General features: G+C 59.6%; 12 protein-coding genes and 1 riboswitch. Of the genes, 3 read left to right on the forward strand and 9 right to left on the reverse strand.

Annotated features, from left to right (window positions below):
• Window positions 1–18 precede the first annotated feature (18 nt).
• Window positions 19–1,515, reverse strand: coding sequence for an inorganic phosphate transporter PitA (gene pitA / locus OHJ17_RS01310; RefSeq protein ID WP_002921200.1), 1,497 nt, complete (start codon window positions 1,513–1,515; stop codon window positions 19–21).
• A gap of 229 nt (window positions 1,516–1,744) precedes the next feature.
• Between pitA and OHJ17_RS01315 the strand changes: the two genes are divergently transcribed.
• Window positions 1,745–2,938, forward strand: a complete 1,194-nt coding sequence (locus OHJ17_RS01315) for a BaiN/RdsA family NAD(P)/FAD-dependent oxidoreductase (RefSeq protein ID WP_004150109.1) — start codon at window positions 1,745–1,747, stop codon at window positions 2,936–2,938.
• A 39-nt stretch (window positions 2,939–2,977) separates the two neighbouring features.
• Here OHJ17_RS01315 and OHJ17_RS01320 read toward each other — a convergent pair whose 3' ends face one another.
• From OHJ17_RS01320 to OHJ17_RS01355, 8 genes are all read right to left on the reverse strand, one after another.
• Window positions 2,978–3,991, reverse strand: a complete 1,014-nt coding sequence (locus tag OHJ17_RS01320) for a magnesium transporter (protein WP_004181490.1) — start codon at window positions 3,989–3,991, stop codon at window positions 2,978–2,980.
• A 57-nt stretch (window positions 3,992–4,048) separates the two neighbouring features.
• A riboswitch (M-box (ykoK) riboswitch) is annotated at window positions 4,049–4,230 on the reverse strand.
• 98 nt (window positions 4,231–4,328) lie between these two features.
• Window positions 4,329–4,727 (reverse strand): nickel-responsive transcriptional regulator NikR, encoded by a 399-nt coding sequence (nikR, locus tag OHJ17_RS01325; protein WP_002921188.1) that lies wholly within the window; start codon window positions 4,725–4,727, stop codon window positions 4,329–4,331.
• Window positions 4,715–5,506 carry a nickel import ATP-binding protein NikE gene (nikE, locus tag OHJ17_RS01330; protein WP_032433664.1) on the reverse strand — a complete coding sequence of 264 codons (792 nt, stop codon included), beginning with the start codon at window positions 5,504–5,506 and terminating at the stop codon, window positions 4,715–4,717. The genes nikR and nikE overlap by 13 nt, the downstream gene beginning before the upstream one ends.
• Window positions 5,503–6,267, reverse strand: coding sequence for a nickel import ATP-binding protein NikD (locus OHJ17_RS01335; protein WP_004186019.1), 765 nt, complete (start codon window positions 6,265–6,267; stop codon window positions 5,503–5,505). The genes nikE and OHJ17_RS01335 overlap by 4 nt, the downstream gene beginning before the upstream one ends.
• Window positions 6,267–7,100, reverse strand: coding sequence for a nickel ABC transporter permease subunit NikC (gene nikC / locus OHJ17_RS01340; RefSeq protein ID WP_004151422.1), 834 nt, complete (start codon window positions 7,098–7,100; stop codon window positions 6,267–6,269). The genes OHJ17_RS01335 and nikC overlap by 1 nt, the downstream gene beginning before the upstream one ends.
• Complete coding sequence (gene nikB / locus OHJ17_RS01345) at window positions 7,097–8,041, reverse strand: nickel ABC transporter permease subunit NikB (RefSeq protein WP_004150102.1); 945 nt, start codon at window positions 8,039–8,041, stop codon at window positions 7,097–7,099. Before nikB ends, nikC begins: the two co-directional genes overlap by 4 nt.
• The gene (gene nikA, locus OHJ17_RS01350; protein WP_004173960.1) at window positions 8,041–9,609 is read right to left on the reverse strand and encodes a nickel ABC transporter substrate-binding protein; all 1,569 of its coding nucleotides are present in this window, start codon (window positions 9,607–9,609) and stop codon (window positions 8,041–8,043) included. Before nikA ends, nikB begins: the two co-directional genes overlap by 1 nt.
• 138 nt (window positions 9,610–9,747) lie before the next feature.
• Entirely contained in the window at window positions 9,748–10,608 is an 861-nt protein-coding gene (locus OHJ17_RS01355) for a LysR family transcriptional regulator (RefSeq protein ID WP_004151421.1), read from the reverse strand.
• Between the two features lie 97 nt (window positions 10,609–10,705).
• On the opposite strand from OHJ17_RS01355, the gene OHJ17_RS01360 reads away from it, so the two are divergent.
• The gene (locus OHJ17_RS01360) at window positions 10,706–11,212 is read left to right on the forward strand and encodes a phenolic acid decarboxylase (protein ID WP_004181483.1); all 507 of its coding nucleotides are present in this window, start codon (window positions 10,706–10,708) and stop codon (window positions 11,210–11,212) included.
• Window positions 11,213–11,608: 396 nt separating this feature from the next.
• The gene (gene arnB / locus OHJ17_RS01365; protein WP_002921037.1) at window positions 11,609–12,748 is read left to right on the forward strand and encodes a UDP-4-amino-4-deoxy-L-arabinose aminotransferase; all 1,140 of its coding nucleotides are present in this window, start codon (window positions 11,609–11,611) and stop codon (window positions 12,746–12,748) included.
• Window position 12,749 lies beyond the last annotated feature (1 nt).

Consider the following 12,749-nt stretch of genomic DNA (forward strand, 5'->3'; position numbering starts at 1 on the left):
GTTTTGAACGAATAACGCTTAAATCAGTTTCAGGGAGAGCCAGTAAAGGACGCCTGAAAGGATAATCGCTGCCGGCAGGGTCAGCACCCAGGCCATCAGAATGCTGGTCACCGTCTTTTTCTGCAGACCACCGCCATCCACCAGCATCGTCCCCGCTACCGAGGAGGAGAGTACGTGGGTGGTGGAAACCGGCATCCCGGTGTAGCTCGCCAGACCGATAGAAACCGCTGCGGTCATCTGAGCCGACATCCCCTGAGCGTAGGTCATGCCTTTCTTACCAATCTTCTCACCGATGGTGGTCGCCACGCGGCGCCAGCCGATCATGGTGCCGATACCCAGCGCCAGCGCGACAGCCATGATAATCCAGATTGGCGCGTACTCGATGGTGCTCAGCATATCGGTTTTCAGTTTCTTCAGCAGACGCTGGTCGTCAGCGCTCACATCCGGCAGCTTCGCCACCTTGTCGGTGGTGTCGGAGATGCAGAGCATGATGCGACGCAGCTGGCCGCGCTGTTCCGGTTTTAGCGACTCGTAGTTCTCAACGCCGGTCAGCATGGTTTTGACGCGGTCAAGGGCGTTGATGGTGTTCGCCGGATGGCAGTGGAACTCGCCATTGGCCGCGGTATTGGTATCCGGAGAAGGCACCAGCTGATCGACGCCGGTGGCTTTTTTCAGCAGTTCAGGACGCTGCTGGAAGAAGGTTTCCACGTTGTTGACCGCATCGCGGGTACGGGTGATTTCGTAACCAGAGGCATTCATATTCACCACGAAACCCGCCGGCGCGACGCCGATCAGCACCAGCATCACCAGGCCAATGCCTTTCTGCCCATCGTTAGCACCGTGAGAGAACGACACGCCAATAGCAGACAGGATCAGCGCGATACGGGTCCAGAACGGCGGCTTTTTCTTACCGTCTTTCTTTTCACGCTCTGCGGGCGTGAGGTGGATACGCGCGCGTTTTTTGGTTCCGCTCCAGTAGCGACGCAGCAGGAAAATCAGGCCGCCCGCGATCACCAGACCGACGATCGGCGAGATGATAAGCGAAGCAAAAATACCGATGACTTTCGGGATATTCAGCGCATCAACCACGGAAGTACCGGTCATCAGCGCATTGGTTAAACCAATGCCGATGATGGCGCCAATCAGGGTATGAGAACTGGAAGCTGGAAGACCGAAGTACCAGGTGCCGAGGTTCCAGATGATCGCCGCCAGCAGCATAGAGAACACCATGGCGAGGCCATGTGCGGAACCCATGTTAAGCAGCAGATCGGTCGGCAGCATATGCACGATGGCATAGGCTACGCTGAGACCGCCCAGCAGAACGCCGAAGAAGTTGAAGAGCGCCGCCATCGCCACAGCGAGCTGTGAGCGCATTGCGCGAGTGTAGATAACCGTAGCCACCGCGTTTGCGGTATCATGGAAACCGTTAATCGCTTCGTAAAACAGTACAAAAGCTAAAGCAAGCAATAATAATAGTCCGGTATGTAAATCCAGACCGGCAAATAAATGTAGCATAGGACGTTACGCCATTTTGAGGACATGAACGCGGCGCATTATCAGTGACTTTAGCGGCGCGGGCAAAGTGAAATATAGACTTTTTTTGATTTTCTTCCTGTTTAGGTTTTACCCTGTTGGGAGTAATCCTATATCTTTCAATGATGTATATAATGCGGGATTTTTCCCGCTGGTGTGACCAGAGTGAAATATTTACAAAACCCGACAATTGGGGAACGAGGAACGCGGTGTGGAAAGGTTTGATGCCATTGTCGTTGGCGCCGGAGCGGCGGGAATGTTTTGCGCAGCGCAGGCGGGCCAGCTTGGCTGCCGCGTCCTGCTGCTGGATAACGGCAAAAAGCCGGGGCGAAAAATTCTGATGTCCGGCGGCGGCCGCTGCAACTTTACCAACATGTATGTTGAACCGGCGGCCTATTTGAGCCAAAACCCGCATTTTTGCAAATCTGCCCTGGCGCGCTACACCCAGTGGGACTTTATCGAGCTGGTCGGTAAATACGGCATCGCCTGGCATGAGAAGACCCTCGGCCAGCTGTTTTGCGATGATTCGGCGGAGCAGATCGTCAATCTGCTGCTCGCGGAATGTGAAAAGGGCGGCGTGCAGATCCGTCTGCGCAGCGAAATCCTCAGCGTGGAGCGCGATGAACAAGGCTACCGGCTACAGGTGAACGGCGAAACGCTGGTGACCAAAAAGCTGGTGATCGCCTCCGGCGGTCTGTCGATGCCGGGGCTCGGCGCCTCGCCGTTTGGCTATAAAGTCGCCGAGCAGTTCGGCCTGAAGGTGCTGCCGACCCGCGCGGGGCTGGTGCCGTTTACCCTCCACAAGCCATTGCTTGAGCAGCTGCAGGTCCTCTCCGGCGTGTCGGTGCCGTCGACCATTACCGCCGAGAACGGCACTCTGTTTCGCGAAAATCTGCTGTTCACCCACCGCGGCCTTTCCGGACCGGCGGTGCTGCAAATTTCCAGCTACTGGCAGCCCGGCGAGTTCGTCACCGTTAATCTGCTACCGGACTGCGATCTTGATGACTTCCTTAACGAGCAGCGCAGCGCGCATCCCAACCAGAGCCTGAAGAACACCCTGGCGATGCAGCTGCCGAAGCGGCTGGTGGAGTGTCTGCAGCAGCTGGGGCAGATACCTGATGTGACGCTCAAGCAACTGAACGTTCGCGATCAGCAGACGCTGGTGGAGACGTTAACCGCCTGGCGCGTGCAGCCGAACGGCACCGAAGGCTACCGGACGGCGGAGGTGACCCTCGGCGGCGTGGACACCAACGAACTCTCGTCGCGTACTATGGAGGCGCGTAAGGCGCCGGGTCTCTACTTTATCGGCGAAGTGATGGACGTTACCGGCTGGCTCGGGGGGTATAACTTCCAGTGGGCGTGGTCAAGCGCCTGGGCCTGCGCGCAGGCGCTGGTGGAAGGGTAATCTACGCGTCCGGGCGCCCTGGTGCCCGGACGTATATGATCAGTTCAACCCAAGAAAATACTGGGCGATTTTGAAATAGATAATTAGCCCGGTGCCATCAATCAGCGTGGCGATAAAGGGCGCGGAAACTACCGCCGGGTCAATGCCGATCCGCTTAAGCACCATCGGAATGACCGAGGAGACAATCGCGCTCCACAGGGTAATGCACACCAGCGTCAGGCTGACGATGAGCGTGATTTCCATGCCAATCCCCATCATCCAGGCGCGCAGGCAGCCCGCCAGGCCCAGGGTCAGGGCAATCAGAAACGAAGTCGATACCTCTTTGCGGATCACCCGCCCCATATCGCGCAGTCGCACTTCCCCCAGCGCCATCGAGCGCACCAGCGTCGAGGTGATCTGCGTTCCGCTGTTGCCGCCGGTGCCGATGAGCAGCGGAATAAAGAAGGCCAGCGCGATGGCCGATTCCAGGGCTTCTTCGAAATGCTGCAGTACGCTGCTGGTGTAGGCTTCGGCCACGAACAGCAGCAGCAGCCACACCGAGCGTTTTTTCCACAGCGTCCAGGGGCTGATCTCGAGGTACGGTTTTTCCAGCGGCAGCGTTGCCCCCTGCAGCTGAGCATCTTCGGTGACGTCATCCTCCAGCAGATGGGCGATCTCCTTCTCCATCAGGCAGCCGACCAGCTCGCCTTTATCGACGACGGGGACCAGGTCGAGGCCGCGCTCGCTGAGCTCGGCAATCACCTGCTGGCGCTCATCGTCAGGTTTGACGCGAAACAGGCAGCTGTCCATCAGGTGGCGGATAGACTGGTTGATATCCGTTTCCTGGAGTAGCTTTTTGACCGACAGGCTGCCACGCAGCTTCTTGCCGGCGACGACAAACACCTGCCCGGGAATATCATCGCTGGCCAGCTGGGAGATAAAGTGTTCGCGCGCCTCATGAACGCTGAGATGTTCCTGCAGCGTAATAAAATCGGTACGCATGTACTGGGCGATCGCATCGCCGTCGAAGCCAGAGGTCGCCTGATGGGCGGCGCAGAGTTGAATGGAAGACATGTTTAAAAATCCCTATAAAAAATCACTCATAGGGGCGAACAAGACAGGGTTAGCGCAGGCAGATCCCTACGTCCTGGTTTTAGCACTGCATAACGTATCTGAACGGTCATGACCGCCAGAAGTTACCTTGGCAACACCTTGATTCGATGGAAGCCTGTATTTCCCTGAGTGGTCTCTCTCGATACCAACAGGGCGGTAACTTGTATTTATGCAGGAGCCTCGCCATAACGAGATCGTTAAATGAGGCGCCATTATTGGCGAAGAGGGATAATTCACAAAGCGTATAGTTTATGTGGTTTATCAACTGTTGATAAACCACCCAAGAATTTTCAAATAATTAATCATCCGCTAAACACTGCAAATGCCCATGGCGCACGCCGCGCTGGGCAATCACGTCGTCGGCAAAATGCTGTACCTCGGCCATATCACCTTTCAGCACCGCAATCTCCAGGCAGTCGTCATGACTGATATGTACATGCAGCGTGGCGACGGAGAGATCGTGATGATGATGCTGGGTGGCCACCAGCCGGCTCGCCAGTTCGCGTTTCTCATGTTCATACACGTACGACAGGACGGCATACCCGCGCCGTGATTCCGGCGACGGAGGATCCTGGTTGAGGGCGTCGCGCAGAATATCGCGTACCGCCTCCGAACGGTTGTGGTAGCCGCGGCGGGCGCTTAGCGCATCGAGGGCGGCCAGCAGGTCATCATCAAGGGTCAGGGTTACGCGCTGCATGGCATGGCCTCGTTAAGCAGAGTGGCAGGAAAAGGGGGGAGCACCGCCTGCTGGAGCGCCTGTCCGGCAGGGGAACGCAGGCGTAGCGGTAGACTAACCGTTGCGGTTTCGACGATGCGCCCGTGCTCCATCACCAGCACTCGCTGGCAAAAGCGCTCCACCAGCCGCAGGTCATGGGTGATGAACAGGCAGGCGGTGTCAAACTGCGCCTGTAGACGCTTCAGCAGGGCGATAATCTCCGCCTGCAGCAGCAGATCGAGATTTGAAACCGCTTCATCAAGGATCAACAGCTGCGGCCGTACCGCCAGGGCGCGTGCCAGGCAGACGCGCTGCAGCTGTCCGCCGCTGAGCTGCGCCGGGCGCTTATCGAGCAGCGACGGCGCGAGGTCGACGGCCAGCAGCATCTCTTCCACCCGCCGCGCACGCGCCTCACGCGACAAGCACAACAGATGGCGCAGCGGCTCGCTGACGATCTCGCGCACCGTTTTGCGCGGATTCACCGCGCTGAAGGCATCCTGAAATACCAGCTGAATATCACGGCGGAAGGCGCCGATGGCCTCGCCCTTCAGGGCAGTCAGCGGCGCGCCGCGCCAGGCAATATCGCCGTGCTGCGGCGTTTCCAGACCCACCAGCATCCGCGCCAGGGTGCTTTTCCCACAGCCGCTGCGTCCGAGCAGGGCCACCGTTTCGCCAGGGGCGATGGCGAGATGGATCGCATGCAGGACCCTGCCGTGGTGAGGATAATCGTGACTCACCCCGGTAGCGCTGAGTAAATTCATGGTGTTTTCTCCAGACCGTATAACGCCAGATGCGCGGCCAGCAGGCGCTGGCTGAGCGGGTGCCGCGGGGCGCTAAATAGCGTATTCACATCGCAGTGTTCAACGAGGCGACCGTTCTCCATCACCGTTACGTGATGCGCCAGCCGCGCCACGACGCCCATGTCATGCGTCACCAGCAGCAGTCCCAGACCGCGCCTGGCGACAATATCCGCCAGCAGGTCGAGGATGCGCGCCTGGGCGATGGCATCGAGATCGGTCGTCGGCTCGTCGGCGATGATAAAGGGCGCGCGGCTGAGCAGGGCGAGAGCGACCATCATCCGTTGCAGCATGCCCCCGCTCATTTCAAAAGGGTAGCGCTTCAGCAGCGCCCGCGGATTGTCCAGACCGACCTCCTCCATCGCTGCCAGCAGCACGGCGTCATTCGCTTCACGACCGACTGCCCGGCAGGTTTCCCGGGCGTGCGCGGCCATGGTATGCAGCGGGTTAAAGGCGCTGCGCGGGTTCTGCATGATGGTGGCGATGGTCGCCCCGCGCAGCTGTTCGCCGTGCACCGGAATGCCGTCGAGAAGCACCCGGCCGGCGGTTTGCCTGACGCCGGGCGGCAGCAGGCCCAGCGCGGCGGCGCAGGTCAGCGATTTTCCGCAACCACTGCTGCCGAGCAGCGCCAGCACCTGGCCGCGGCGCAGGGTGAAGGAGACGTCGCTGACCAGCGGTCGGTCAGCGGCAAGCGAGATCTGTTCCAGTTGGATCTTCTGCGGCATCAGTGGCTATGCTCCGCGATCAGGTGGGGATCGAGACGATCGCGCAGCGCGTCGCCCAGCAGGTTAAAAGCCATCACGCTGATGAACAGCGCCAGCCCCGGCCAGACCATTTGCAGCGGCTGGGTCCAGATATACTGCCGGGCGTCGTTGATCATCACCCCCCATTCCGCCGTCGGTGCGCTGACGCCGAGACCGAGGAACGACATGCCGGCTACGTGAAGCATCATATGGCCGATATCCAGCGAGGCGAGCACCAGCAGCGAGGGGATCACCGCGCCGGCCAGATGGTCGCTGAACAGCCGCCACTGGCTGGCGCCGCTCAGACGGGCGGCGAGGATAAATTCGCGCTGGCGCAGGGAAACCACCAGGTTACGCACCATTCTGGCGTACCAGGCCCAGTGTGACAGCGCAATGGCGAGGATCACGTTGGTCAGCCCGGTACCCAGCACTCCCACCATAAAGAACGACAGGATCGAGGTCGGAAAGGTCATAAACAGTTCGGCGATGCGCATCAGGCCGCGGTCGGCGCGGCCGCCCAGCAGTCCGGCGCAGCCGCCGACCGCCAGGCCGATCAGCAGCACCAGCAGCAGACAAGCCATCACCGCCCCCAGCGAAACGCGGGTGGCGGCCAGCAGGCGTGAGAAAATATCCCGGCCGAGATGATCGGTGCCGAGCCAGTGCGCTGCGCCCGGCGGTAGCAGCCGCTGCTGAAGGTCAATCGCCGCTGGATCCCAGGGCAGCCACCAGCCGCTGCCGATGGCGATGACCGCCAGCAGCGCGATAACCAGCATGGCCAGTTTTACCGGCCAGCGAAAGCTTTGTAGCCCTCTCATGCGCTCACCTCCTCGTGGCGGCGCAGGCGCGGGTCGAGCGCCGCGTTAAGCACATCTACCGCCAGATTAGCCAGCACGAACACCGTCACCATCATCAGGGTAAAGCACTGGATCACCGGGTAATCGCGATTGAAAATGGCGGAAACTGCGTAGCGGCCGACCCCGGGCCAGGCAAAGATATTTTCGATAATCATGGTGCCGCCGATCAGCTCGCCAATGTGCATGCCCATGGCGGTCACCACCGGCAGGGTGGCATTGCGCAGGATATGTCGGCGCTCCACCTGGCGCGCGCTCAATCCGCGCAGCCGCGCCCATATCACGTGACGCTGGCTGGCGGCGTCCAGCATGCTGGCGCGCAGCAGGCGGGCGTTGATCGCCAGCGACATAAAGGCGATGGAGACGGCGGGCAATATCAGGTGCTGCCAGTCGCCATACCCCATCGCCGGGAGCCACTGCAGATGCACGGAAAAGAGCATCACCAGCAGAAAGGCCAGCCAGAAGTTGGGCATTGAGACGCCGAGGAAGGCAATCAGCCGTACGATATAGTCCGGCAGGCGATCGCGATGGCGCGCCGCCCAGATGCCCAACGGCAGGGAGGTGACGAGGATCAGCGCCAGCGCCGCGCCGGTGAGCAGCAGGGTGGCCGGCAGGAAGTGCAGCAGGTCGTCCAGCACCGGGCGCTGGGTGGCATAGGAGAGACCGAAATCCAGGTGCAGCGCCCGCCATAGCCAGTGCAGATACTGCATTGCCAGCGGCTGGTTGAGCCCCAGCAGCTCGCGGGTCGAGGCAACCATCTCTTCAGTGGGCGGCAGGTTCGACAGACGTAAATAATCCAGCGCCGGGTCGCCGGTGCCGAGCCGCAGCAGCAGAAAGATGATGGCTGAGGCGGCGAGCAGCAGCGGGATCAGCAGCAGCAGGCGGCGTAAAATATAGCGTAGCATTATGGCGTTACCGGGGTAATCTGGTCGAAAGGGATCTCGCTGGTCACCGGGGCGAACGGGATCTCCCCGACCTCCTGGCGCGCGACCGACATCAGCGAGACATAGCTGATGGGCAGATACACCGCGTCCTGATGCAGACGGGTCAGCACATCATGGTACAGTTTTCTCCGCTGCGCCTCGTCCCCGGTGGTCAGCACTTCACTAATCTCTTTATCAATCAGTGCCTTGTCTGGCAGGCCGCGCTGGGCCTGGTAATCCGCATGCGAAGGGACGCGCATCGAGCTTAAAAAGGCATGCGGATCGTAGGGCGCGCCCCAGGTGCGATTGAAGATCATGCCGAAGCGGCCTTCGCGCTGGCGCGCGTAAATGCTGCTTTCCTCCTCGCCCACCAGGGTGACCTGCACGCCGACCTGCCGCAGATTGGCCTGAATAATTTCGGCCATCGATTTAGCCAGCGCGTCGGTGCCAATAAACGCCAGCTCAATCGCCAACGGTTGCCCGGCTTTTTGTCGCCAGGGCTGGCCCTCCAGCTGCTGCCAGCCGGCCTGTTCCAGCAGGGCGCGGGCTTTTGTCGGGTCGTAACGGCGCGGCGTCAGATTCTGCGGGGCGTAAGGGACGGAGGGGGCAAACAGGGTGTCGGCAACCTGCTGGGTGCCATACAACACGCTATCGACAAGGGTCTGTTTATCGACGGCGTAGTTGAGCGCCTCACGAACCGCCTGCTCGCGGGTCGGGCCCTGGCTGGCGTTTAGCGCCAGCATTACCGTCTCCGCCGGGGCGGACAGGCGCGCCACGTAGCCGGGGTGATGGCGAAAGCGTTCGAAGGTGTCCAGCGGCAGCAGCCCTTCATCGCCGTAGAGCATATCGATTTCCCCGGTTTCGAACGCCACCGCCCGGCTGGTGGCGTCAGGGATCACCTTGATGGTGATTTGCTGTAGCGCGGGTTTGCGACCCCAGTAGCGCTCATTGCGCACCAGCACATCGCGCTGATTGAGCTGCGAGCTTGCCAGCCGCCACGGGCCGGTGCCGATCGGGGCTTTAATGCCCCTGGCGGTGCCGCCATCGATAAACTGCGAGGGGGCGATGAAGCGGAACGGGCGGGGCAGGGCCAGCTCTTGCAGTAAGGGGGCGTAGGCGCTTTTCAGGGTGATCTGCAGCTCGGTGGCGCTGAGGGCCCGCACGTCGGTTATTTGGTTGGCGAGCTCAAGCCAAGCGTGGCGTTGGCGGTTGGCCAGCACCGCCTGAAAATTGGCCGCCGCGGCCTGGGCATTAAACGGTTCGCCGTTGGAGAAGGCCACATCGTCGCGCAGGGTGAACCACCAGGTTTTGCCGTCGGCGGAGTGACGCCAGCGGGTTGCCAGCCAGGGCTGTACGCTGCCGTCAGCCTGATACTTCACCAGCGGTTCATAGACCATGCTTTGGGCAAACATCTGGTTGGGCGTATAGAGATGGGGATTCAGCGGGCCGACGTTAACCGGCCAGGCGGTGGTGAGCTGGTACGGCGCGGCCTGAGCCAGCAGAGGGACGCAGGCGAGCAGCGCCAGCAGGGTGAGGCGGATAATAGACAAGACGGCAATCTCAACGACAGGAAAGTATGACGATTTTAGTGATTCATCATACTTTGGGAGTAACCTGGATCAATATTGCGCCGGAAAGTATAAGAAAATCGTATCATTACGCCCAGGCGACCAGCGCCGCCTTACCCCTCAGGGCGTCCGGAACAACGCCAGCAGCGTGGCCACCTGTTCGTCGATCGGCGCCAGGTCCCGCTTGACGATCAGATGCAGCGGCGTCGCGCGGCGCGCGCCATGGCTGAGGGGCAGCCGCTTCAGCACGCCCTGGTCGAGATGGGGGCGAATGCGCTCCTCCGGCAGCCAGCCGAAGCCGACCTGATACATCACCGCATCAATGGCGGCATCAATGGTGGAGAAGGTCCAGGCGTCTCGCGGCGCCTGGCTATCGCCGCCCTGATCGGCAATGCGCACCAGCGGCCACGGCGCCAGCGCGCTATCCTCCAGCGGTCCGTCCAGCGCGGCGAGAGGGTGGTCGCGGTGGGCGACGGCGATGAAATCAATATTCATCAGCCACTCCCCGCGGCCGGTAATATCCTGGCGGCGGGTCAACACCATCACATCGGCTTCCGTCCGCGCCGCGCTCTCGTCATCCAGGTTTTCCAGCACTTCGGTGAGCCTGACCTGGGTCTGCGGATAGCGCTGCTGAAACTGGCGTAAAATCGCGAACAGCCGCTGGCGCGGGAAAATACTGTCGACCACCAGATCCAGGCGGGTCCGCGCCCCGTTGCGCAGAGTGGCGGCGTGCGTCTCGACGTAGGCGAAGGCCTGCAGCAGCGGCTTGACCTGATTCAGCAGTAGTTCGCCAGCCGGCGTCAGCACCGCCCGCCGGCCGGACGGCGCCAGCAGCGCCACGCCTAAGCGCTCCTGCAGCAGCGCGAGGTTATAGCTTACCGATGACTGACTGCGATTGGTCTCCTCCGCCGCTCTGGCAAAGCTCCCCAATTCCACTACCTTTTCGAGTAACGCCCACTGCTCCAGGGTTGTCTTGTGCATAATCAATCTAAAATTTGAATGTATTTAATCCAAACATAGCGTTATTCATTCATTTTTTAAAGACGTATGCTGTCCTCAACAAAACAGAGGAGAATAAATGATGAGCACTTTCGACAAACATGACCTCAGCGGCTTTATCGGTAAACATCTGGTCTATACCTACGACAACGGCTGGAACTACGAGATTTACGTCAAAAATGGCCACACCCTCGACTACCGTATTCACAGCGGCATCGTCGGCAATCGCTGGGTGAAAGATCAGGAAGCGTACATTGTGCGGGTGGGGGAAAGTATCTACAAAATCTCCTGGACCGAACCGACCGGCACCGACGTCAGCCTGATCGTCAATCTGGGCGACAAACTGTTCCACGGCACTATTTTCTTCCCGCGCTGGATCATGAATAACCCGGAAAAAACTATCTGCTTCCAGAACGACCATATTCCGCTGATGAATTCGTATCGCGATGCCGGCCCGGCCTACCCGACGGAAGTGATTGACGAGTTCGCCACTATCACCTTCATTCGCGACTGTGGCGCGGATAATGACGAGGTCATTAATTGCCCGGCGAGCGAATTGCCTGCGGATTTTCCTGCAAATTTGTAATTCAGCAGAAATAACTTTGTGATCTGCGCTAACTTTTTGTCATTAAGCGTGACAATGACAGAATAATAAATTGTGAACTGGTTTAGTTCTCGTTTAATTTCAACTATTGCGTTCCTGTTCTCTTTTTCGTGACAGGAACGCATCTCCGTCAAATTTCTGCCATAAAAAAACCCTATCATACTGTTTATTAAGAATTTATTTCTTATTCCGAAGAAATATTAATTTCTTAATATTATCCTAAGCAAGGTCGACTACATTAATAGTGGTCGAGATACCCTGAAATGGAATGCCGTGCTGAACTCACTTCATTTTAATTTCGTTTAAGTCCGCAGGCGCAGGATATTTTATTCTAACGACCCAGATTCGTGCGTGGGTCATCTACAGAACAGGATGATGATGAGCGATTTTTTGCCTTTTTCGCGCCCGTCGATGGGCGACGCAGAGCTGGCTGCGCTGCGTGAAGTTTTAGCGTCGGGCTGGATCACCACCGGACCGAAGAATCAGGCACTTGAAGCGGCATTCTGCCAGCTGACCGGCAACCGCCACGCGATTGCCGTCAGTTCAGCGACCGGCGGGATGCATGTGACCCTGATGGCGCTGGGTATTGGCCCCGGCGATGAAGTCATTACGCCGTCCCAGACCTGGGTCTCCACTCTCAATATGATCTGCCTGCTGGGCGCCACGCCGGTGATGATCGATGTCGATAACGACAATCTGATGATTACCCCTGCAGCGGTGGAAGCGGCGATCACCTCGCGTACCAAAGCGATAATTCCCGTGCACTACGCCGGGGCGCCAGCCGACATCGACGCCATTCGCGCGGTGGGCGAGCGCCATGGCATTTCGGTGATCGAAGACGCCGCCCATGCGGCCGGTACCCATTATAAAGGCCGCCACGTGGGCTGGCAGGGGACCGCCATTTTCTCGTTCCACGCGATCAAAAACATGACCTGTGCCGAAGGCGGGCTGATTGTCACCGATGACGACGAGCTGGCCTCCCGCATCCGTAGCCTGAAATTCCATGGTCTGGGCGTGGACGCTTATGATCGCCAGACCCACGGCCGCGCGCCGCAGGCGGAGGTGATCACCCCGGGCTTCAAGTACAACCTTGCCGATATCAACGCCGCTCTGGCGCTGGTCCAGCTGGAAAAACTGAGCCACGCCAATCAGCGCCGGACCGAGATTGCCCAGCGCTACCTGCGCGAGCTGGCGGACACGCCGTTTAAACCGCTGAGCGTCCCGACCTGGGATCACCAGCACGCCTGGCATCTGTTTATCATCCGCGTCGATGAGGCCGCGTGCGGCATCAGCCGCGACGCGCTGATGGAAAAGCTGAAGGCGATGGGCATCGGCACCGGCCTGCACTTCCGTGCGGCCCATACGCAAAAATATTACCGCGAGCGCTTCCCTGAGGTTTCCCTGCCGAATACCGAATGGAACAGCGCCCGCATCTGCTCTCTCCCGTTGTTCCCGGATATGACCGATGACGATGTCACTCGCGTTATCTCCGCACTGCGCCAGTTGTCAGGACGTTGAT

It is taken from the genome of Klebsiella sp. KP20-425-1, from assembly GCF_025813515.1.
Classification (GTDB): Bacteria; Pseudomonadota; Gammaproteobacteria; order Enterobacterales; family Enterobacteriaceae; genus Klebsiella; species Klebsiella pneumoniae.